This is a genomic window from Pseudonocardia sp. MH-G8 (assembly GCF_002262885.1).
GTDB lineage: Bacteria > Actinomycetota > Actinomycetes > Mycobacteriales > Pseudonocardiaceae > Pseudonocardia.
This window is the reverse complement of sequence record NZ_NKYF01000008.1, coordinates 181,667-202,434: the sequence shown is the minus strand read 5'-3', so window position 1 is coordinate 202,434 and position 20,768 is coordinate 181,667. Positions and strand designations below refer to the sequence as shown.

Annotated in this window: 13 protein-coding genes; 2 read left to right on the top strand and 11 right to left on the bottom strand. The window is 69.7% G+C overall.

The window, feature by feature from the left end; genetic code table 11:
* Position 1: 1 nt before the first annotated feature.
* The 5 genes from rpsJ to rpsL all read right to left on the bottom strand — a co-directional run bounded on the left by rpsJ (position 2) and on the right by rpsL (position 4,919).
* Complete coding sequence (gene rpsJ / locus CFP66_RS20490; RefSeq protein ID WP_040804197.1) at positions 2–307, bottom strand: 30S ribosomal protein S10; 306 nt, start codon at positions 305–307, stop codon at positions 2–4.
* A 327-nt stretch (positions 308–634) separates the two neighbouring features.
* Positions 635–1,828 carry an elongation factor Tu gene (gene tuf, locus CFP66_RS20485; protein WP_094926678.1) on the bottom strand — a complete coding sequence of 398 codons (1,194 nt, stop codon included), beginning with the start codon at positions 1,826–1,828 and terminating at the stop codon, positions 635–637.
* Between the two features lie 99 nt (positions 1,829–1,927).
* Positions 1,928–4,033, bottom strand: coding sequence for an elongation factor G (gene fusA, locus CFP66_RS20480; protein WP_094926676.1), 2,106 nt, complete (start codon positions 4,031–4,033; stop codon positions 1,928–1,930).
* Between the two features lie 41 nt (positions 4,034–4,074).
* On the bottom strand, positions 4,075–4,545 hold the full coding sequence (gene rpsG / locus CFP66_RS20475; RefSeq protein WP_094926674.1) for a 30S ribosomal protein S7: 471 nt from the start codon (positions 4,543–4,545) through the stop codon (positions 4,075–4,077).
* Positions 4,545–4,919, bottom strand: coding sequence for a 30S ribosomal protein S12 (gene rpsL, locus CFP66_RS20470; RefSeq protein WP_094926672.1), 375 nt, complete (start codon positions 4,917–4,919; stop codon positions 4,545–4,547). The genes rpsG and rpsL overlap by 1 nt, the downstream gene beginning before the upstream one ends.
* A 489-nt stretch (positions 4,920–5,408) precedes the next feature.
* Here rpsL and CFP66_RS50360 point away from each other — a divergent pair, with 489 nt between their 5' ends.
* Positions 5,409–7,736 carry an alpha/beta hydrolase fold domain-containing protein gene (locus CFP66_RS50360; RefSeq protein WP_094926670.1) on the top strand — a complete coding sequence of 776 codons (2,328 nt, stop codon included), beginning with the start codon at positions 5,409–5,411 and terminating at the stop codon, positions 7,734–7,736.
* 131 nt (positions 7,737–7,867) lie between these two features.
* On the opposite strand, the gene CFP66_RS20460 is transcribed toward CFP66_RS50360, so the two are convergent.
* Both CFP66_RS20460 and CFP66_RS20455 read right to left on the bottom strand, forming a co-directional pair.
* A complete protein-coding gene (locus tag CFP66_RS20460) occupies positions 7,868–11,791 on the bottom strand; it encodes a DNA-directed RNA polymerase subunit beta' (protein WP_094926668.1) in 3,924 nt (1,307 codons plus the stop codon).
* Positions 11,792–11,829: 38 nt separating this feature from the next.
* Positions 11,830–15,357 (bottom strand): DNA-directed RNA polymerase subunit beta, encoded by a 3,528-nt coding sequence (locus CFP66_RS20455; RefSeq protein ID WP_094926666.1) that lies wholly within the window; start codon positions 15,355–15,357, stop codon positions 11,830–11,832.
* 669 nt (positions 15,358–16,026) lie between these two features.
* Between CFP66_RS20455 and CFP66_RS20450 the strand changes: the two genes are divergently transcribed.
* The gene (locus CFP66_RS20450; RefSeq protein WP_094926664.1) at positions 16,027–17,706 is read left to right on the top strand and encodes a long-chain fatty acid--CoA ligase; all 1,680 of its coding nucleotides are present in this window, start codon (positions 16,027–16,029) and stop codon (positions 17,704–17,706) included.
* A gap of 157 nt (positions 17,707–17,863) precedes the next feature.
* On the opposite strand, the gene rplL is transcribed toward CFP66_RS20450, so the two are convergent.
* The 4 genes from rplL to CFP66_RS20430 all read right to left on the bottom strand — a co-directional run bounded on the left by rplL (position 17,864) and on the right by CFP66_RS20430 (position 20,735).
* A complete protein-coding gene (rplL, locus tag CFP66_RS20445; protein ID WP_094926662.1) occupies positions 17,864–18,250 on the bottom strand; it encodes a 50S ribosomal protein L7/L12 in 387 nt (128 codons plus the stop codon).
* 42 nt (positions 18,251–18,292) lie between these two features.
* Positions 18,293–18,886 carry a 50S ribosomal protein L10 gene (gene rplJ, locus CFP66_RS20440; RefSeq protein ID WP_094926660.1) on the bottom strand — a complete coding sequence of 198 codons (594 nt, stop codon included), beginning with the start codon at positions 18,884–18,886 and terminating at the stop codon, positions 18,293–18,295.
* Between the two features lie 291 nt (positions 18,887–19,177).
* Entirely contained in the window at positions 19,178–20,107 is a 930-nt protein-coding gene (locus CFP66_RS20435; RefSeq protein WP_143517317.1) for a hypothetical protein, read from the bottom strand.
* Between the two features lie 37 nt (positions 20,108–20,144).
* The gene (locus tag CFP66_RS20430) at positions 20,145–20,735 is read right to left on the bottom strand and encodes a hypothetical protein (protein WP_094926656.1); all 591 of its coding nucleotides are present in this window, start codon (positions 20,733–20,735) and stop codon (positions 20,145–20,147) included.
* Between the last annotated feature and the right edge of the window lie 33 nt (positions 20,736–20,768).

The window sequence follows — 20,768 nt, the reverse complement described above, 5'->3', positions numbered from 1 at the left end:
CCTACTGGATGTTGACGTCGACGCTGGCCGGCAGGTCGATGCGCATGAGCGCGTCGACCGTCTTGGGCGTCGGGTCGAGGATGTCGATCAGCCGCTTGTGGGTGCGCATCTCGAAGTGCTCGCGCGAGTCCTTGTACTTGTGCGGCGATCGGATGACGCAGTAGATGTTCTTCTCCGTCGGCAGTGGCACCGGCCCGACGACCCGAGCCCCCGTGCGCGTGACCGTCTCGACGATCTTGCGCGCGGAGGCGTCGATGGCCTCGTGGTCATAGGCCTTGAGCCTGATGCGGATCTTTTGTCCCGCCATGGTCGTCGGTCGTCCTCTTCTTCCTGCCGCTCATGTACGCGAGTCCGGGGTGGTGCACGCACGAGGAGCCCGATTCCGGTCTCACCCGTGGTGGCTCCGGTCCACGAGGTCGGGTGTGTCGCGTCCTGACCTCATACCGGTCCCCGGGCCATTTGCGTCCCCCCGGAGGGGTGGCTGTGCTCAGGGGCTGTACTTCCAGGGCTCCGCGCGGGCGCGGCGCACTCGAACGCTCGATCCAGGGGACCGAAAAGTCCGGGCGCGCCGCAGCCCTACGCGCAACCCGTCAAGGATGCCATACCGCAGTACGACGTCCTCAACCGGGGCCTGCTACTTGTTGATCTTCGTAACCTGACCGGCGCCCACGGTCCGGCCGCCCTCACGGATGGCGAGCTGCAGGCCCTCCTCCATGGCGATCGGCTGGATCAGCTGGACGCTGATCGCGGTGTTGTCGCCGGGCATGACCATCTCGGTGCCCTGCGGCAGCGTCACAACGCCGGTCACGTCCGTGGTCCGGAAGTAGAACTGCGGACGGTAGTTGTTGAAGAACGGCGTGTGCCGGCCACCCTCGTCCTTGGACAGGATGTAGACCTGCGCCTCGAACTCGGTGTGCGGGGTGATCGAGTTCGGCTTCACGACGACCTGGCCGCGCTCGACGTCCTCGCGCTTGATGCCGCGGAGCAGCAGACCGACGTTCTCGCCCGCGCGACCCTCGTCGAGGATCTTGCGGAACATCTCGACACCGGTGACGGTGGTCGAGGTCGACTTCTCGCGGATGCCGACGATCTCGACGGTCTCGTTCACCTTCACGATGCCGCGCTCGACCCGACCGGTGACCACGGTGCCGCGGCCGGTGATCGTGAAGACGTCCTCGACGGGCATGAGGAACGGCTTCTCGGTGTCGCGCTCCGGCTCCGGGACGGCCTCGTCGACCGCATCCATGAGCTCGAGGATGTTCTTGCTCCACTCGGCGTCGCCCTCGAGGGCCTTGAGCGCCGAGACGCGGACGATCGGCAGGTCGTCGCCGGGGTAGTCCTGCGAGGAGAGCAGCTCGCGAACCTCGAGCTCGACGAGCTCGAGGATCTCCTCGTCGTCGACCATGTCGGCCTTGTTGAGCGCCACGACGATGTAGGGCACGCCCACCTGACGGGCGAGCAGCACGTGCTCACGCGTCTGCGGCATCGGGCCGTCGGTCGCGGCGACCACCAGGATCGCGCCGTCCATCTGGGCGGCACCGGTGATCATGTTCTTGATGTAGTCGGCGTGACCGGGGCAGTCGACGTGTGCGTAGTGCCGCTTCTCGGTCTGGTACTCGACGTGCGCGATCGAGATCGTGATACCGCGCTGGCGCTCTTCCGGCGCCTTGTCGATCATGTCGAACGCCGACGCCTCGTTCAGCTTCGGGAACTTGTCGTGCAGAACCTTGGTGATTGCCGCCGTCAGCGTGGTCTTGCCGTGGTCGATGTGACCGATCGTGCCGATGTTGACGTGCGGCTTGGTCCGCTCGAACTTCGCCTTCGCCACTGGGGGATCCTCCTGGACTGGTGTTCTTGTCCGCCGTGCTGACGGCAGGTCGGTGGGTGGTACGGGCCGCGGACGCTACCGGTCCGCGGCTCGCGCCTCTTACTCGCCCGTGGCCTTGGCGATGATTTCCTTGGCCACGTTGGTCGGGACTTCCGCGTAGGAGTCGAAGACCATCGTGTAGTTCGCCCGGCCCTGGGTCCGCGACCGCAGGTCGCCGACGTAGCCGAACATCTCCGAGAGCGGCACCAGCGCCTTGACGATGCGCGCACCGGACCGCTCCTCCATGGCCTGGATCTGGCCACGGCGGGAGTTGAGGTCGCCGATCACGTCACCCATGTAGTCCTCGGGCGTGGTGACCTCGACGGCCATCATCGGCTCGAGCAGCGCCGGGGAGGCCTTGCGTGCGGCCTCCTTGAGCGCCATCGAGCCGGCGACCTTGAACGCCATCTCGGAGGAGTCGACCTCGTGGTACTGACCGTCGAGCAGCGTCAGCTTGATACCGACCAGCGGATACCCGGCCACGACGCCGTACTGCATGGCGTCCTGGGCGCCTGCGTCGACCGAGGGGATGTACTCCCGCGGGACGCGACCGCCCGTGACCTTGTTCTCGAACTCGTACAGCGCGCCGTCGCTCGCCGACGTGTCGAGCGGCTCGAGCTTGATGATGACGCGGGCGAACTGGCCCGAGCCACCGGTCTGCTTCTTGTGCGTGTACTCGTGCTTGGCGACCGTGTTGCGGATCGTCTCGCGGTAGGCCACCTGCGGCTTGCCGATGTTGGCCTCGACCTTGAAGTCGCTCTTCATGCGGTTGACCAGCACCTCGAGGTGCAGCTCACCCATGCCGGCGAGGATGGTCTGGCCGGTGTCGTCGTCCAGGCTGACCTGGAACGTCGGGTCCTCCTCGGCCAGCTTCTGGATCGCCGTGGAGAGCTTCTCCTGGTCGGCCTTGGTCTTGGGCTCGACCGCCACCTGGATGACCGGCTCCGGGAAGGTCATCGACTCCAGCACGATCGGCGCCTGCCCGTCGGACAGGGTGTCGCCGGTGGTGGTGTCCTTCAGCCCGATGACCGCGTAGATGTGGCCGACCATGGCCTCATCGACCGGGTTCTCCTTGTTGGCGTGCATCTGGAAGATCTTCCCGATGCGCTCCTTGCGGTCCTTGGTCGAGTTGACGACCTGGGAGCCCGCGGCGACCCGGCCCGAGTACACCCGGATGTAGGTCAGCTTGCCGAAGAACGGGTGCGTCGAGATCTTGAAGGCCAGCGCCGAGAACGGCTCGCTCTTCTCCGGCTTGCGGCTGGCCGGGGTCTCTCCGTCGGTGAGGAAGCCCTCCACCGGCGGCAGGTCGATCGGCGACGGCAAGTAGTCGATCACGGCGTCGAGCAGGGGCTGCACACCCTTGTTCTTGAACGCCGAACCGCACAGCACCGGGTAGGCACTGCGGTTGTTCACGATCGCCCGGATACCGAGCTTGATCTCCTCGATCGAGAGCTCCTCGCCACCGAGGTAGCGCTCCATCAGGTCGTCGTCGGTCTCGGCGACGGCCTCGACGAGCGCCGTGCGGTACTCCTCGGCCCGCTCGCGCAGGTCGGCCGGGATCTCCTCGACCGTGTAGTCCTCACCGATCTTGACCTCGCCGCGCCAGGTGAGCGCGCGCATCCCGATGAGGTCGACGACGCCGATGAACTCGCTCTCGGAGCCGATGGGCAGCTGGATCGGCAGCGGCTTGGCACCCAGGCGCTCCTGGATGGTGCGCACGGTGAAGTAGAAGTCCGCGCCCAGCTTGTCCATCTTGTTGACGAAACAGATGCGGGGGACGTCGTACTTCGTGGCCTGCCGCCAGACCTGCTCGGACTGCGGCTCCACGCCTTCCTTGCCGTCGAAGACCGCGACCGCGCCATCGAGCACCCGCAGGTTGCGCTCCACCTCGACGGTGAAGTCGACGTGCCCGGGGGTGTCGATCAGGTTGATCTGGTGGTCTTTCCAGAAGCAGGTGGTGGCGGCCGACGTGATCGTGATGCCGCGCTTCTGCTCCTCCTCCATCCAGTCCATGGTGGCGGCGCCGTCGTGCACCTCACCGATCTTGTAGTTGATCCCGGTGTAGTACAGGATCCGCTCGGTGGTGGTGGTCTTGCCGGCGTCGATGTGCGCCATGATGCCGATGTTTCGGACCTTGCTCAGGTCCGTCAGCACGTCGCGTGCCACAGTTCAGCTCTCCTGAGTCATTGGCGCGGACGGTCGGCCCGTCACCAGCGGTAGTGGGCGAAGGCCTTGTTGGACTCCGCCATCTTGTGCATGTCCTCGCGCCGCTTGACGGCGGCGCCCAGTCCGTTGCTCGCGTCGAGCAGCTCGTTCATCAACCGGTCGACCATCGTCTTCTCGCGGCGCTGGCCGGCGTAGGACACGAGCCAGCGCAGGGCGAGGGTGGTCTGCCGGACGGCGCGCACCTCGACGGGGACCTGGTAGGTGGCACCACCGACGCGGCGGCTCTTCACCTCGAGAGCCGGCTTCACGTTGTCCATGGCGCGCTTGAGCGTGACGACCGGGTCGGTGCCGGTCTTCTCCCGAGTGCCCTCGAGCGCTGCGTAGACGATGCGCTCGGCCAGCGAGCGCTTGCCGTCCTGCAGCACCTTGTTCACCAGCTGGGTGACCAGCGGCGAGCTGTAGACCGGGTCCGAGACCAGCGGGCGCTTCGGCGCCGCTCCCTTACGGGGCATCAGCTCTTCTCCTTCTTCGCGCCGTAGCGGCTGCGGGACTGCTTGCGGTTGCGGACTCCCTGGGTGTCCAGCGAACCGCGAATGATCTTGTAGCGCACGCCGGGCAGGTCCTTCACCCGGCCACCACGCACCAGCACGATCGAGTGCTCCTGGAGGTTGTGCCCCTCACCCGGGATGTAGGCCGTGACCTCGATCTCGCTGGAGAGCCGCACGCGCGCGACCTTGCGCAGCGCCGAGTTGGGCTTCTTCGGCGTGGTGGTGTACACCCGGGTGCACACGCCGCGCCGCTGCGGGCTCCCCTTGAGCGCTGCGGTCTTGGTCTTGCCGACCTTGTCCTGACGGCCCTTGCGGACCAGCTGCTGGATCGTGGGCATGAACCGTCTGCTTCTTCCCGTCGGTGTACTTCGTGTCTGGTGCGTTCGTGCTCGTGGTGCTCGGTTTGTGGTGCTCGGCGTGCTTCCGGTGCTGGTGCGAGCGCCTGCGGCCCACCCCCGAGGTCGGGCGTGTCCCGCCATCGGACGTACTGCTCCCTGGCACCGGAGATGAGATCGGGGACCTCACGGGGACCTGGGCCCACGCGCCCCACGAGCCGTTCCTGCACCGGAGTGCGGGAGCAGCGGCCACAGGGCACACGGATCGGCCCGACCGCGGCCGAGCGCAAGACAACAGGGTACCCGCCCCGCCGAAGGGGGGTCAAAACGGGTCCTGGTCAGCGGCTGTCGGTACCGGGCAGCGTGCCCGAAGCCCGCCGCGCCCGCAAGAGGACGCGCCCGTTTACCGCGTGACAGGTTCCGCTCGTCGCAGCCGCGGAGCTCACACCCGCGAACGCTCCTCGCCCGTCCCCGGCAGGTTACCGTGCGGTAATGCGGTTGCCTCGCGCTGTCGTCCGGGGGGTCACCCGTGTGATCGTGCGCCCATTGCTCTCCCCTCGCCTCCCGCTCGGCGTACGGCGACCGCTGCTGGACACCACCGGCTACCTCGCTCCCGCCCCGCGCGGTACCCGGCGCAGCACGGGTCCCCTGGGTGGCGTGCCGACCGAGCGGGTGGTCGCGCGGGGTGCCCGCGGACCGCACCAGGTGCTGTACGTGCACGGCGGCGGCTACCAGCTCGGCTCACCCACCTCGCACCGCGGGCTCGCCGCGCACCTGAGCCGCGCCGCCGGCGCCCCCGTGCACCTGCCGCACTACCGGCGGGCCCCTGAGCACCCCTACCCCGCGGCCGTGGACGACGTGGCCGCCGCGTACCGCGCCCTGCGTGCGGCAGGCCACCCTGCCCAACGCATCGCGGTGGCCGGCGATTCCGCCGGCGGCGGCCTGGTCATGGCGCTCCTGCTGCGGCTGCGCGACGCGGGCGAGGAGCTTCCGGGGTCCATCGGGCTGATCTCGCCGTGGCTCGACCTCGACCTCTCCTCCCCGCTGCTGCACGCCAACGCGGCCACCGACGCGATGCTGGACCCCGGCTGGCTCACCGACGCCGCGGCCGCCTACCGCGGTCCGGTAGACCCGGACGACCTGCGTCCCCTGCAGGCCGATCCCGGCGGGTTCCCGCCGGTGCACGTCGTCGCCGGGGCCGAGGAGGTGCTCGTCGGCGACTCCGACGCGCTCGTCGAGCGGATCCGGGCCGCCGCGGGCACGGTCACGTACCGGCGCGTGGAGCACATGTGGCACGCCTTCCCCGCGTTCCCCGGGATGCTGCGCGAGGCCGACGAGGCCATCGCCGAGCTGGGGGCGGCCATCCGCCGGGACTGCGGTGACCGCCTTCCGCGGGTGGCGGTCGTGGGCGCCGGGTTCGGTGGGATCGGGATGGGCATGGCGCTGCGCGCCGCCGGGTGGACCGACCCCGCCGAGCTGACGATCCTCGACCGCGCGGAGGGCGTCGGCGGCGTCTGGCGCGCGAACACCTACCCGGGCGCCGCGTGCGACGTCCCCTCGCACCTCTACTCGTTCGCCGGTGCGCCCGGGATCGAGTGGAGCCGCCGGTACGCGCCGCAGTCCGAGATCCTGCGGTACCTGGAACGCCTCACGCACGAGCACGGCCTCACCGAGCACCTGAGGCTCGGCACCGAGGTCACCGAGGCGCGCTGGGACGACGCGCGGGCCGTCTGGCAGCTCTCGCTCGCCGGAGGGGAGGCGCTCGAGGCGGACGTGCTGGTCCCGGCGTGCGGCCAGCTCTCCCGCCCCGTCCGCCCGGCGGTCCCCGGGCTCGACCGCTTCCCTGGTCCCGTCTTCCATTCCGCGGAGTGGGACCACGACATCGACCTGGCCGGACGGCGGGTCGCCGTCGTCGGAACGGGCGCGAGCGCGATCCAGTTCGTGCCGGCCATCACGGACCGGGTCGCGATGCTGACGTTGTTCCAACGTTCCGCGCCCCACGTCGTCCCGAAGCCGGACCGGACCTACCGCGGGCGCCGCCGGCCACGGATCGTCCGAACGGCCGCCCGCGCGGTCTGGCACGTCTTCTACGAGGCGGGCGCGATCGGCCTGACCTCCCTGCGCGCCGCGGCGCTGCCGTTCCGCCTCGTGTCCGACGGGCTGCGGCGCGCCCAGGTCACCGACCCCGACCTGCGCGCCCGCCTCAGGCCGGACCACGTGATCGGCTGCAAGCGCATCTCGACCTCGTCGGACTACTACCCCGCACTCACCCGGCCCCACGTCGAGGTCGTCACCGCGCCGATCACGGAGGTCACAGCCACCGGCGTGCGCACGGCGGACGATGCCGAGCACCCGGCCGACGTGATCGTCCTCGGCACCGGATTCGCCTCCACCGAGTTCCTCGCGCCCATGAAGGTGCTCGGCCGCGGCGAGCGTGAGCTCTCCGAGCAGTGGCGCGACGGCGCGAGCGCTCACCTCGGCATGGCGGTGCCCGGCTTCCCGAACCTCTTCCTGCTCTACGGCCCGAACACCAACCTCGGCTCGGGCTCGATCGTCCACATGCTCGAGTGCCAGATCCGCTACGTCCGGCAGGCCGTCGAGCTACTGCGCGACGGCCGGCGCACCCTGGTGGTGCGGCCGGACGTCGCCGACCGGTTCGACGCCGAGGTGCAGCGGCGCCTGTCCCGGTCGGTCTGGACGGGCTGCCGCAGCTGGTACCGCACGGCGAGCGGCCGGATCGTCAACAACTGGCCCGGCACGATGCGCGAGTACGCGAAGCGCACGCGAACGCTGGACGTATCGGAGTACCGCACCACCTGATGCGCTGACCAGCTGTACGGGAATGCGAACGGGGCCGGATACCTCCACGGGAGAGAGGTGTCCGGCCCCGTTCAGGGCATCGGGTGTCCGGACCCGGAAGGCCGTCGCCCCCCGGTCCGGATTGCTTCTACCTAGCGGTAGTCGCGCCCGAAGTCGTAGTCGTCCAGCGGCACCGCGGCACCGGTGCCGGTGCCGAACACGTCGGGGCTGTAGTAGCCGTCGTCGTAGCTCGGCAGCGCGTAGGCGGCCGCGCGGGCCTCCTCCGTGGGCTGGACCTGGATGTTCCGGTACCGGTTGATACCGGTGCCGGCCGGGATCAGCTTGCCGATGATCACGTTCTCCTTGAGCCCGACGAGCTTGTCGCGCTTTCCGTTGATCGCGGCATCGGTGAGGATCCGGGTGGTCTCCTGGAACGAGGCCGCGGACAGCCACGACTCCGTGGCCAGCGAGGCCTTCGTGATCCCCATCAGCACCGGGCGGCCGGACGCGGGCTCGTTGCCCTCGGCCACGACGCGCCGGTTCTGCGCCTCGAAGTCGGCCCGCTCGGCGAGCGCGCCGGGCAGGAACTCCGTGGCACCCGAGTCGATGATCGTGACCCGGCGCAGCATCTGCCGGATGATCACCTCGATGTGCTTGTCGTGGATGTCCACGCTCTGCGTGCGGTACACCTTCTGCACCTCACGCACGAGGTGCAGCTGCACCTCGCGCGGGCCCATGACGCGCAGCACCTCGTGCGGGTCGGCCGTGCCCTCCAGGAGCAGCTGGCCCACGTGCACGTGGTCGCCGTCCTGCAGCGGCCGCTCCTGACCGTCGGCGACGGTCATGGCGAGCCACTGCCGCTTCGACAGCTTCTCGTAGACGATCTCCTCGCCACCGTCGTCCGGTGTGAGGGTGATCTTCCAGAAGCGGTCGCCGTCGTCGATGGCGATACGGCCGTCCACGTCGGCGATCGGCGCCTTGCCCTTCGGCACGCGAGCCTCGAACAGCTCGGTGACGCGGGGCAGACCGGTGGTGATGTCGTCGCCGGCGACGCCGCCCTGGTGGAACGTGCGCATCGTCAGCTGGGTGCCGGGCTCGCCGATCGACTGCGCCGCGACGATGCCGACGGCCTCGCCGACGTCCACCAGCTTGCCGGTGGCCATCGAGCGGCCGTAGCACATGCCGCAGATGCCGGTGGCGGACGCGCAGGTGAGCGCGCTGCGCACCTTGATCTGCTTGATGCCCGCGGCGACGAGCGCGTCGAGCGCCGGGTCGCCGAGGTCGTCGCCACGCCGGACGATGATCTCGCCGTCGGGACCGGTGACCTCCTCGCCGGAGGTGCGCGCGTACACCGAGGTGCGCAGGTAGCGGTGGGCGATCCGGCTGCCGCCGGTGCCCTCCTCGGTGACCGGCATCGTGATGCTGCGCTCGGTGCCGCAGTCGACCTCGCGGACGATGACGTCCTGCGACACGTCCACCAGACGACGGGTCAGGTAGCCCGAGTCGGCAGTACGCAGCGCGGTGTCCGCCAGACCCTTTCGGGTGCCGTGGGTGGAGATGAAGTACTCCACCACCGACAGGCCCTCACGGAAGTTGGCCTTGATCGGACGGGGGATGTACTCGCCCTTCGGGTTGGCCACCAGACCACGCATACCGGCGAGCTGCCGGACCTGGGTCATGTTGCCCGCCGCGCCCGACTTCACGATCGTCGGGATCGGGTTGTCCTCGGGGAAGTTCTCCTCCATGGCCCGGGCGACCTCTTCGGACGCCTGGGTCCAGATCTTGACCATCTCGTCGTTGCGCTCCTGGTGGGACAGGGCGCCCCGCTGGTAGCGCTTGTTGATCTGGTCGGCCTTGGCCTCGTAGCCGTCGAGGATCTGCTGCTTGTTCGGCGGCACGACGACGTCGGAGATGGCGAGGGTGACGCCGGAGCGCGTGGCCCAGTAGAAGCCCGCCTCCTTGAGGCGGTCCAGGACCTGCGCCACCTCGGTCATCGAGTACCGCTCGGCCAGGTCGTTGATGATCGCGGCCTGGCGCTTCTTCGGGAGCGGCTCGTTGACGAACGGGTAGTCCACCGGGAGCAGGTCGTTGAACAGCACCCGCCCCAGCGTGGTCTCCGCCAGCCACGGGGAGCCGGGCTCCCAGCCGTCGGCGCTCAGCCGAGCGGCGACGTCGACGGGCGGCGCCCCCTCGGAGAGCCGGATCTTGATCGGCGCCTGCAGGTGGAGCACCTTGCGGTCGTAGGCCATGATCGCCTCGGACAGCGAGGAGTACACGTTGCCCGCACCGTGGGCCTCGTCGCGCTGCCGGCTCAGATGGTACAGCCCGGTGACCATGTCCAGACGGGGCATGGCCAGCGGACGACCCGACGCCGGCGACAGGATGTTGTTGCTCGAGAGCATCAGCACCCGGGCCTCGGACTGCGCCTCGGCCGACAGCGGCAGGTGCACCGCCATCTGGTCACCGTCGAAGTCGGCGTTGAACGCCTCGCAGACCAGCGGGTGCAGCTGGATGGCCTTGCCCTCCACCAGCTGCGGCTCGAAGGCCTGGATGCCGAGGCGGTGCAGGGTCGGCGCGCGGTTGAGCAGCACCGGGTGCTCGGAGATGACCTCTTCGAGCACGTCCCACACCTGCGAGCGGCCACGCTCGACCATGCGCTTCGCGGACTTGATGTTCTGCGCGTGGTTGAGGTCGACCAGCCGCTTCATCACGAACGGCTTGAACAGCTCCAGCGCCATGCCCTTGGGCAGGCCGCACTGGTGCAGCTTGAGCTGCGGGCCGACCACGATGACCGAACGGCCCGAGTAGTCGACGCGCTTGCCGAGCAGGTTCTGGCGGAACCGGCCCTGCTTGCCCTTGAGCAGGTCGGACAGCGACTTGAGCGGGCGGTTGCCCGGACCCGTGACCGGCCGGCCGCGGCGGCCGTTGTCGAACAGCGCGTCGACGGCCTCCTGCAGCATCCGCTTCTCGTTGTTGACGATGATCTCGGGCGCGCCGAGGTCGATCAGTCGCTTGAGGCGGTTGTTGCGGTTGATGACCCGGCGGTACAGGTCGTTCAGGTCCGAGGTGGCGAAGCGGCCACCGTCGAGCTGCACCATCGGGCGCAGGTCCGGCGGGATGACCGGGACGCAGTCCAGCACCATGCCCATCGGGCTGTTGCCGGTCATCTGGAACGCCGCCACGACCTTGAGCCGCTTGAGCGCGCGCAGCTTCTTCTGGCCCTTGCCGCTGCGGATGGTCTCCCGCAGGTTCTCGGCCTCGGCCGGGATGTCGAAGTTCTGCAGCAGGGTCTGGATCGCCTCGGCGCCCATCGCCCCGGTGAAGTAGTCGCCGTAGCGGTCGTAGAGCTCCCGGTAGAGGCCCTCGTCCGCGATCAGCTGCTGCACGTCGAGCTTGGTGAAGGTGGTCCAGATCTCGTCGAGCCGGTCCAGCTCGCGCTGGGCGCGGTCGCGGAGCTGGCGCATCTCGCGCTCGCCGCCCTCCTTGACCTTGCGGCGGACGTCGCTCTTGGCGCCCTCCGCCTCCAGCTCGGCGATGTCGGCCTCGAGCTTCTGGGCCCGGGCCTCCAGGTCGGCGTCACGGCGGTTCTCGACCCGCTTGCGCTCCACGCTCATCTCGTTCTCGAGCGTGGACAGGTCGGTGTGCCGCAGGTCCTTGTTCACCGACGTGATGACGTAGGCCGCGAAGTAAATGATCTTCTCGAGGTCCTTGGGAGCCAGGTCGAGCAGGTAGCCCAGCCGGCTCGGGACGCCCTTGAAGTACCAGATGTGCGTGACCGGGGCGGCCAGCTCGATGTGGCCCATCCGCTCACGACGCACCTTGGCGCGCGTGACCTCCACGCCGCAGCGCTCGCAGATGATGCCCTTGAACCGGACGCGCTTGTACTTGCCGCAGTAGCACTCCCAGTCGCGGGTGGGACCGAAGATCTTCTCGCAGAAGAGCCCGTCCTTCTCCGGCTTCAGGGTGCGGTAGTTGATGGTCTCCGGCTTCTTTACCTCGCCGTGCGACCACTGACGAATGTCCTCGGCGGTGGCCAGGCCGATGCGAAGCTCGTCGAAGAAGTTGACGTCGAGCAAATTCGTGTCCTTCGTTCGTATCTCGGCTTCGGGCGTGATCAGTTGACGACGTCGTCGACGGTCATCGAGTCGGACCCGGGGCGGCTGGACAGGTTGATGCCCAGGTTCGCCGCGGCCCGCTCGAGGTCCTCGTCGTCGGTGTCGCGCATCTCGATCGCCGCGCCGTCGCTGGAGAGCACCTCGACGTTCAGGCACAGCGACTGGAGCTCCTTGAGGAGCACCTTGAACGACTCCGGGATGCCGGGCTCGGGGATGTTCTCGCCCTTGACGATGGCCTCGTACACCTTCACGCGGCCCACCACGTCGTCGGACTTGATGGTGAGCAGCTCCTGCAGGGTGTAGGCAGCGCCGTACGCCTGCATGGCCCAGCACTCCATCTCGCCGAACCGCTGGCCGCCGAACTGGGCCTTACCGCCCAGGGGCTGCTGCGTGATCATCGAGTACGGGCCCGTGGAACGCGCGTGGATCTTGTCGTCCACGAGGTGCGCCAGCTTCAGGATGTACATGTAGCCGACGGCCACCGGGAACGGGTACGGCTCGCCCGAACGCCCGTCCAGCAGCGTGGCCTTGCCGTCGGGACCGACCATGCGCTCGCCGTCCCGGTTGGGCAGCGTGGAGCCGAGCAGCCCGGTGATCTCGTGCTCCTTGGCGCCGTCGAAGACCGGGGTGGCGGTCTTCGTGCCGCCGGGCACGGAGTGCAGCTCCTCGGGCATCTTCGACGCCCACTCCGGCTTGCCGTCGATCTCCCAGCCGGACTTGGCGATCCACCCGAGGTGGGTCTCCAGCACCTGGCCGATGTTCATCCGTCGCGGCACACCGTGCGTGTTCAGGATGATGTCGACGGGGGTGCCGTCCTCCATGAACGGCATGTCCTCGGCCGGGAGGATCTTGCCGATGACGCCCTTGTTGCCGTGGCGGCCGGCGAGCTTGTCGCCGTCCTGGATCTTGCGCTTCTGCGCCACGTAGACGCGGACCAGCTCGTTGACGCCCGGCGCCAGCTCGTCCTCGTCGTCGCGGGAGAAGACGCGGATGCCGATGACCTTGCCGTTCTCACCGTGCGGCACCTTCAGCGAGGTGTCGCGCACCTCGCGCGCCTTCTCACCGAAGATCGCGCGGAGCAGGCGCTCCTCCGGGGTGAGCTCGGTCTCGCCCTTGGGCGTGACCTTGCCGACCAGGATGTCGCCCGGCTGCACCTCGGCACCGATGCGGATGATGCCGCGCTCGTCGAGGTCGGCGAGGACCTCCTCGGAGACGTTCGGGATGTCCCGGGTGATCTCCTCGGCGCCCAGCTTGGTGTCGCGGGCGTCGATCTCGTGCTCCTCGATGTGGATCGACGTGAGCACGTCGTCCTGCACCAGGCGCTGCGAGAGGATGATCGCGTCCTCGTAGTTGTGGCCCTCCCACGGCATGATCGCCACGAGCAGGTTCTTGCCCAGGGCCATCTCGCCGTTCTCGGTGCACGGCCCGTCCGCGATGACCTGGCCGACCTCGACGCGCTGACCCTCGTCGACGATCGGCTTCTGGTTGTTGGACGTGCCCTGGTTGGAGCGGCGGAACTTGTTGAGCCGGTAGGTGGTGCGCGTGCCGTCGTCGGCCATGACGGTGACGAAGTCGGCGCACAGCTCCTCGACGACACCGGCCTTGTCGGCCACCAGCACGTCGCCGGCGTCGACCGCGGCACGCAGCTCCATGCCCGTGCCGACCAGCGGCGACTCGCTGCGCAGCAGCGGCACCGACTGGCGCTGCATGTTGGCGCCCATCAGGGCGCGGTTGGCGTCGTCGTGCTCGAGGAACGGGATGAGCGCGGTGGCCACCGACACCATCTGCCGCGGCGACACGTCGATGTAGTCGACGCCCGTGGGCAGGATGAGGTCGACCTCGCCGCCCTTGCGGCGGACGAGGACGCGGTCCTCGGTGAAGGAGCCGTCGTCGTTCAGCGGCGCGTTGGCCTGCGCGACGACGAAGCGGTCCTCCTCGTCGGCGGTGAGGTAGTCGATGTCGTCGGTGACCCGGCCCTCGACGACCCTGCGGTACGGCGTCTGGATGAAGCCGAACGGGTTGACCTGCGCGAACGTGGACAGCGAACCGATCAGGCCGATGTTGGGGCCTTCAGGGGTCTCGATCGGGCACATCCGGCCGTAGTGGCTGGGGTGCACGTCGCGGACCTCGAAGCCGGCCCGCTCACGGGACAGACCACCCGGGCCCAGCGCGTTCAGGCGGCGCTTGTGGGTGAGCCCGGCCAGCGGGTTGTGCTGGTCCATGAACTGCGACAGCTGCGACGTGCCGAAGAACTCCTTGATCGCCGCCACCACGGGGCGGATGTTGATCAGGGTCTGCGGCGTGATCGCCTCGACGTCCTGCGTGGTCATCCGCTCGCGGACGACGCGCTCCATCCGGGACAGGCCGACGCGGACCTGGTTCTGGATGAGCTCGCCGACCGTGCGGATGCGCCGGTTGCCGAAGTGGTCGATGTCGTCGGTCTCGACGGGGATCTCGACCCCGCCGTTGCCCTCGGCGTCGGCGCCCGAGTTCATCATCGTCTCGCCGGCGTGCAGCCGGACGAGGTACTCGATGGTGGTGGCGACGTCTTCCTCGGTGAGCGTGCCCACCGACTTGTCGACCGTCAGGCCCAGCTTCTTGTTGGCCTTGTACCGGCCGACCTTCGCCAGGTCGTAGCGCTTGTCCTTGAAGAACAGGTTCTCAAGCAGCGTCTGGGCGCTCTCACGGGTGGGCGGCTCGCCCGGGCGCAGCTTGCGGTAGATGTCGAGCAGCGCCTCGTCCTGCCCCGCGGTGTGGTCCTTCTCGAGCGTCGCCATGATCGTCTCGGAGAACCCGAAACGCTCCTGGATCTGCTCGGCGGACCACCCCAGGGCCTTGAGCAGCACGGTGACCGGCTGCCGGCGCTTGCGGTCGATGCGCACACCCACGGTGTCGCGCTTGTCGACGTCGAACTCCAGCCACGCACCCCGGCTCGGGATGATCTTGACCGAGTAGACGTCCTTCTCGGTCGTCTTGTCGATCGCGTGGTCGAAGTAGACGCCCGGCGAGCGGACGAGCTGGGAGACGACGACACGCTCGGTGCCGTTGATGATGAACGTGCCCTTGCTCGTCATCACCGGGAAGTCACCCATGAACACCGTCTGGCTCTTGATCTCGCCGGTGGTGTTGTTGGTGAACTCCGCGGTGACGAACAGCGGGGCGCCGTAGGTCATGTCCTTGTCGCGACACTCCTCCTCCGAGGCCTTGACCTCGTCGAAGCGGGGGTCGGAGAAGGACAGCGACATCGAGCCCGAGAAGTCCTCGATCGGCGAGATCTCCGTGAGGATCTCCTCGAGACCGCCAACCGGGTTCTCGTCGCCGGCATCGATCCGCCGCTGGAACCAGGCCTCGTTGCCGACCAGCCACTCGAACGACTGGATCTGCACGTCGAGGAGGTCGGGGACCGCGAGGGGCTCACGGATCTTCGCGAAGGTGACCCGGGTGGGAGCTCCGGGGAAGCTCGGGTTCGCCGTGACGGCAGCGGGCGCGGGGGTGGCGAGGGGGCTGGTGGCGCGGGACGAAGCCAAGATGCGTCCTTCCGAGAACTGCGCTCTCGTCTGGCGGGCACCGGCTTCCGCGCGCTACCGTCTGCTCGTCCGCCCCGGGCGGGAGGTCCGGGGCGAGCGGGCCGACGGATGCGGGATCCGGCGCACGCCGTCTGTTGTCGTGGCGCAGCCACCGCCGGCGGCACGCGAGCCGCGGAGGGGAACTCCCTAGCGGGAGAGGACTCCTCTGAGCGCGCGCGAAGCTGGACGAGGGCAGCGCAAAGAGGCAGTCTAGCTGCAAATGCAGCCGCTGTCGAGACAGGTCGCCGAGACAACCATCGAGACCTAAGGGTGACTTGACGCGCGCATCCCGTCAAGACTCTACGCGCCGGTAAGTGGTCCTTTTCGCGGGACGAACGGTCCGCGCCTGCTGTTCCAGGGGCTGATCCACCGTCCGCCGCCCGGATCGGACCCGTCCGGAGGACCGCCCATCGGGCGCTCGCCACGCCGCAAGCTCACGTCCGCATCACACGGGCGTCGCCGCCCGGGTTCCGCTCGCGGGCTCGGACCGCGCCTTGACACCGTCTCACGGCCGAGCCGACGATCAGCCGGCGGGGCGGACGGGATCGAACCGGCCTGGCGGGCCGCCCGTTCCAAGGGCCGGCAAGCCCGCCGCAGCGCAGCGGAGGCAATCGAACACGGAGGACGAGGATGTCCGGCTACGACGATCGGCCCTGGCTCGCCCGCTACGACGAGGGCCGGCCGCACGACCTGGTGGCCGAGCACGGCGACGCGCTCGCGATGTTCCGCGCGGCGGTGGCGCGCAACCCCGACGGCGACGCCCTGCGCTACTTCGACGGCCGGATCACGCTGCGCGAGCTCGACGAGCTCACCGACGCGTTCGCCGTGGGCCTGCGCGACACGGGCCTGGAGGCCGGTGACCGGGTCGCGCTGTACCTGCAGAACGTCCCGCAGTTCGTCATCGCGCTCGTCGGCACCTGGAAGGCGGGCGGCATCGCCGTCTCGATCAACCCGATGAACCGGGAGCGCGAGCTCGCGTTGCTGCTCTCCGACTCGGGCGCGCGCGTGCTGGTGTGCCTGCAGGGCCTGTACCGCGACGTCGCCGCGCACGTCGTCGGGAGCACCGGCGTGCAGACGGTCGTGACGACGTCCGAGCTCGAGTACCGGACCCGTGACGACCCGCGGGCGTTCGGCGACACCGGCGGCGCGGCGCGCGGGAGCGAAGCGGAGGCCGTCGAACACGACATGGCCTCGCTCATCGCGCGTTTCCGCGGCCAGATGCCCCCTCCCGTGTCGTTCGCCCCCGACGACACGGCGGTGCTCACCTACACGTCGGGGACCACCGGCCCGCCGAAGGGTGCGATGAACACGCACGGCAACGTCGTGTTCAACAGCCAGACCTACCGGGAGCTGTGCGAGCTGGGGCCCGACGACGTCGTGCTCGGCGTCGCCCCGCTGTTCCACATCACGGGGATGATCGGCCACGTCGGCGTCGCCCTGTTGCTGGGAGTTCCGCTGGTGCTGTTCCACCGGTTCGAGCCCGCAATGGCGCTCGAGACGATCCGCTCCGAGCGCCCGACGTTCACGGTCGGATCGATCACCGTGTTCATCGCGCTCATGAACGCCCCGGACGCGCAGGCGGACGACCTCGCCTCGCTGACCAAGATCTGGTCGGGCGGCGCGCCGATCCCCCCGTCGACCGTCACGGCGTTCTCCGCGACGTTCGGCCAGTACATCCACAACATCTACGGGCTCACCGAGACCACCTCGCCCTCCCACGGGGTGCCGGCGCACGCGCAGGCCCCGGTGGACGAGGCGTCCGGCGCGCTGTCGGTCGGCGTACCCGTCTTCAACACCGTGTCGCGCATCGTCGACGACGACGGGCAGGACCTGCCGCCGGGTGAGGTCGGCGAGATCGTCACGTCGGGCCCGCAGATCGTGTCGGGCTACTGGAACAAGCCGGAGGAGACGGCGCGGGCCATTCCCGGCGGCGCCCTGCACACCGGCGACGTCGGCTACATGGACGAGGCCGGCTGGTTCTACATCGTCGACCGGAAGAAGGACCAGATCAACGCCGGCGGCTACAAGGTCTGGCCGCGTGAGGTCGAGGACGTGCTCTACGAGCACGGGGCCGTGCGCGAGGCCGCGGTCGTCGGGGTGCCCGACGCCTACCGCGGCGAGACGGTGAAGGCGTTCGTCAGCCTCCGCCCCGGTCGCACCGCCGACGAGGCGGAGCTGGTCGCGTTCTGCAAGGAGCGGATGGCGGCCTACAAGTACCCGCGGCAGGTCGAGTTCCTCGACGAGATCCCGAAGACGGTGACCGGCAAGCTGCTGCGCCGCGAGCTGCGCGCCCGCGAGCAGCAGGCCTAGTCCTGGGTCCCGGCGGAAGCCCAAGATCCGAACTATCGGTTGCTCATTGTCGTGACGACAGCAATGGGCAACCGATACTGCGGATCTTGACGCGGCAACGCCGAAGGGCGGCACCCGAACCCGGGTGCCGCCCTCCGTGCTGCGCTGGCGCGGGTTGTCAGCTCAGGCTGACCTTGGCGCCGGCGTCCTCGAGCTTGGTCTTGGCGGCGTCGGCCGCGTCCTTGGCCACGCCCTCGAGGATCGGCTTCGGGGCGCTCTCGACGAGGTCCTTGGCCTCCTTCAGGCCCAGGCCCGAGACGAGCTCGCGGACGACCTTGATGACCTGGATCTTCTTGTCGCCGGCGGCGTCGAGGACGACGTTGAACTCGTCCTTCTCCTCGGCGGCCGGGGCGGCGTCGGCGGCGGGGCCGGCAGCGGCCACGGCGACCGGGGCGGCCGCGGTGACGTCGAAGGTCTCCTCGAACTTCTTCACGAACTCCGAGAGCTCGATGAGGGTGAGGTCCTTGAAGGCCTCGAGCAGCTCGTCGGTGGACAGCTTCGCCATGGTGGTGCCTCTCTGGGGGTGGTGCTGAGCAGTGGGGTGGGGTCAGCTCTCGGCGTCGGCCGAGGCCTCGGTGGTGTCGGGGGCGGCCTCCGCGGCGGCGGCGGGGGCGGGCTCGCCGCCCTCCTCCGCGCGCTTGTCGGCCAGCGCCTGGGTCATCCGGGCCACCTGCGACGCCGGGGCGGCGAACAGGCCTGCGGCCTTCGCCATGGTGCCCTTCATCGCGCCGGCCAGCTTGGACAGCAGGACCTCGCGGGACTCCAGGTTGGCGAGCTGGTTGACCTCTGCGACGGTCAGCGCGCGACCGTCCATGTAGCCGCCCTTGATCACCAGGCCCGCGTTGGTCTTGGAGAAGTCGCGCAGGGCCTTGGCGGCGTCGACGGGCTCACCGGTGATGAACGTGATCGCCGTGGGGCCGACGAGCAGCTGCTCGAGCCCCTCGACTCCTGCGTCCTCAGCGGCCCGCTTGACCAGCGTGTTCTTGGCGACGCGGTAGTTCGCGCCGTCGCCGAGCGACCGGCGCAGCGTCGTCAGCTGGGCCATGGTGAGACCGCGGTACTCGGTGACCACCGAGGCGGACGCGCCCCGGAAGTGCTGGGCGATCTCCTCGACCGCCGCGACCTTGTCGGGTCGGGCCATCCTCGCCTCCTCTCGTCGTGGTCGGTCTTTCATGTCGGGGTGGATCCACTTGCGGTTCGCAACCACCGACGACCTCGGAAACGACGAACGCCCCGGCGCAGGAGCGCACGGGGCGTAGCAGGCGCGAAATCCGAGCGCCTCGCGATGACCTCGTCCTCCTGCGCGGGCCGCCCGCGGATGCGGGGCCTTCGTACGCCCGGCGATCACTCGCCGCGCGCAGACCTGCGGTCTTCGGTGGAACCGTCGTCCAGGATACGGCACCTCGTCCCGGGCCCGACCGGGGGCCTCGGGTCAGAGGGGCGTGACCGTGGCGATCTTCCAGCGGCCGTCGACCTTCTCGCCGGTCACGGTGAGTCGGCCGGCTGCCGCGAGCTGCTGGGATTCGGCGTCCGGGGCGGCGCGCGTGGCCTGTTGGTCGACGAACGCGACCATCACGGCGCGGTCCGCGGTGAGCTCCTTGACCGCCGACATGGTGACGGTCGCCGACACCACGGCTTGCTGCTCCGGGGCCCGTGCGCGGACCTCGGCGAAGAGGCGGTCGAACTCCGCCGCGAACTCGGGGGTGATCGCGGCGCGGGCGGCGTTCTCGTTCTCGTCGAGGCGGGCGAAGTCGAACGAGTACACGGTCTCGATCGCGTCGGCGAGCTGCCCCGACGCCTCCGCCGTGGCGCCGACGTCGACGAGCGCCAGGTTGGTGGCCGCGGGGGTACCCCGCAGCCGCGCGTCGAGGACGCCGAACACCGCGGCTGCCGCGGCGAGCACCACGAGCGCGGCGACGAGCAGGGGCACGGCGTGGCGGCGCAGCGCGGCGGTGATGCCTGCGGGCTCCTCGGCAGCCTCGTCGGGTGTGCTCGCCGGCTCCGCGCCCGCGTCGACGTCCGCCTCCTCCGGCTCGTCCTCGCTCTGCTCGGGGGCCGGCTCCGGGGCCGGACGCGCCTTCCGCGTCGGGACGGCGCCTGCGCCGGAACGCTTGCCGGACGGGGTCGGTGCGGCGCCTGCGGGCTCGCGCTCCGCATCGGGACGGGCGCCGCGCGCGGGCTCGGCCGGCGCGGTCGTCGGGATCGCCGCCGTGGTCTCGGTGGCGCCGGCGGTCTGCTCGTCGGTGAGCCCGGCCGGGCGGGCCGGAGCGTCGGGACGGGCGGCGGCGGGCGCCAGGCCCGCCACGCGCGGGCGGCGGGCCGGGGACGTGCGGGGGCGGGGAGTACGGGGACGGGGCGGCATCGCGGTCACCTCCGGGGCTCCTGTGTCGGCTGATCTCTCAGTTCGGGGTACCGCTGTTCGGGGTGCGCACCGGGGCCACCCGGCTCGCCTTCCAGCCGTCGTCGGTGCGGGTCATCTCCAGTTCCAACCGCTGGCGGGTCATCACCGGGTCCTGCCCCTCCGGGCGGACCTCCACGTCGAGCCCGACGAGGACGCGCGCGATACCGGCCCGCACGTCGAGCTCGGCGACCGCCGCGTCCTTGACGGTGGCGACGGTGACGCGCCGCGCCTGCGTGACGACCTGCTCGTATTCGGCGCGGTGGGCGCGGAACTCGTCGAGGAGCGTGCCGGTGGAGGTCTGCTCCCACAGGTCGAGCCCGGCCGCGACGTTGGTGTGGTCCAGGCTGTTGAGGTTGATCGCGGCCTGGCGCCCGTCCACGAGCGCGGCCTCCCGCTGCGCCGCCAGTTCGAGGCCCTCGTCCCCGAGCGCGAGCACGAAGCGTCCGCCGAAGAACAGTGCGACCACCGCGGCGAGCGCCACCAGCGCGGCGAGCGCGGTGACCGGCGTGAGCGCCGGGCGACGCCGTGCCGCGGACTTACCGGACTTCTCGGAATCCTCGGTGCGGTCTTTCTCGTCGAGAACGGTCATGCGGCTCTCCGTCGGGGGTCGGGTCGCGCGGGA

Excerpts from the sequence above, each read along its gene's own strand:
- rpsJ (WP_040804197.1), bottom strand. The coding sequence starts at position 307 with ATGGCGGGACAAAAGATCCGCATCAGGCTCAAGGCCTATGACCACGAG.
- rpsG (WP_094926674.1), bottom strand. The coding sequence starts at position 4,545 with ATGCCCCGTAAGGGAGCGGCGCCGAAGCGCCCGCTGGTCTCGGACCCG.
- rpsL (WP_094926672.1), bottom strand. The coding sequence starts at position 4,919 with ATGCCCACGATCCAGCAGCTGGTCCGCAAGGGCCGTCAGGACAAGGTC.
- CFP66_RS50360 (WP_094926670.1), top strand. The coding sequence starts at position 5,409 with ATGCGGTTGCCTCGCGCTGTCGTCCGGGGGGTCACCCGTGTGATCGTG.
- CFP66_RS20450 (WP_094926664.1), top strand. The coding sequence starts at position 16,027 with ATGTCCGGCTACGACGATCGGCCCTGGCTCGCCCGCTACGACGAGGGC.
- rplL (WP_094926662.1), bottom strand. The coding sequence starts at position 18,250 with ATGGCGAAGCTGTCCACCGACGAGCTGCTCGAGGCCTTCAAGGACCTC.
- rplJ (WP_094926660.1), bottom strand. The coding sequence starts at position 18,886 with ATGGCCCGACCCGACAAGGTCGCGGCGGTCGAGGAGATCGCCCAGCAC.
- CFP66_RS20435 (WP_143517317.1), bottom strand. The coding sequence starts at position 20,107 with ATGCCGCCCCGTCCCCGTACTCCCCGCCCCCGCACGTCCCCGGCCCGC.
- CFP66_RS20430 (WP_094926656.1), bottom strand. The coding sequence starts at position 20,735 with ATGACCGTTCTCGACGAGAAAGACCGCACCGAGGATTCCGAGAAGTCC.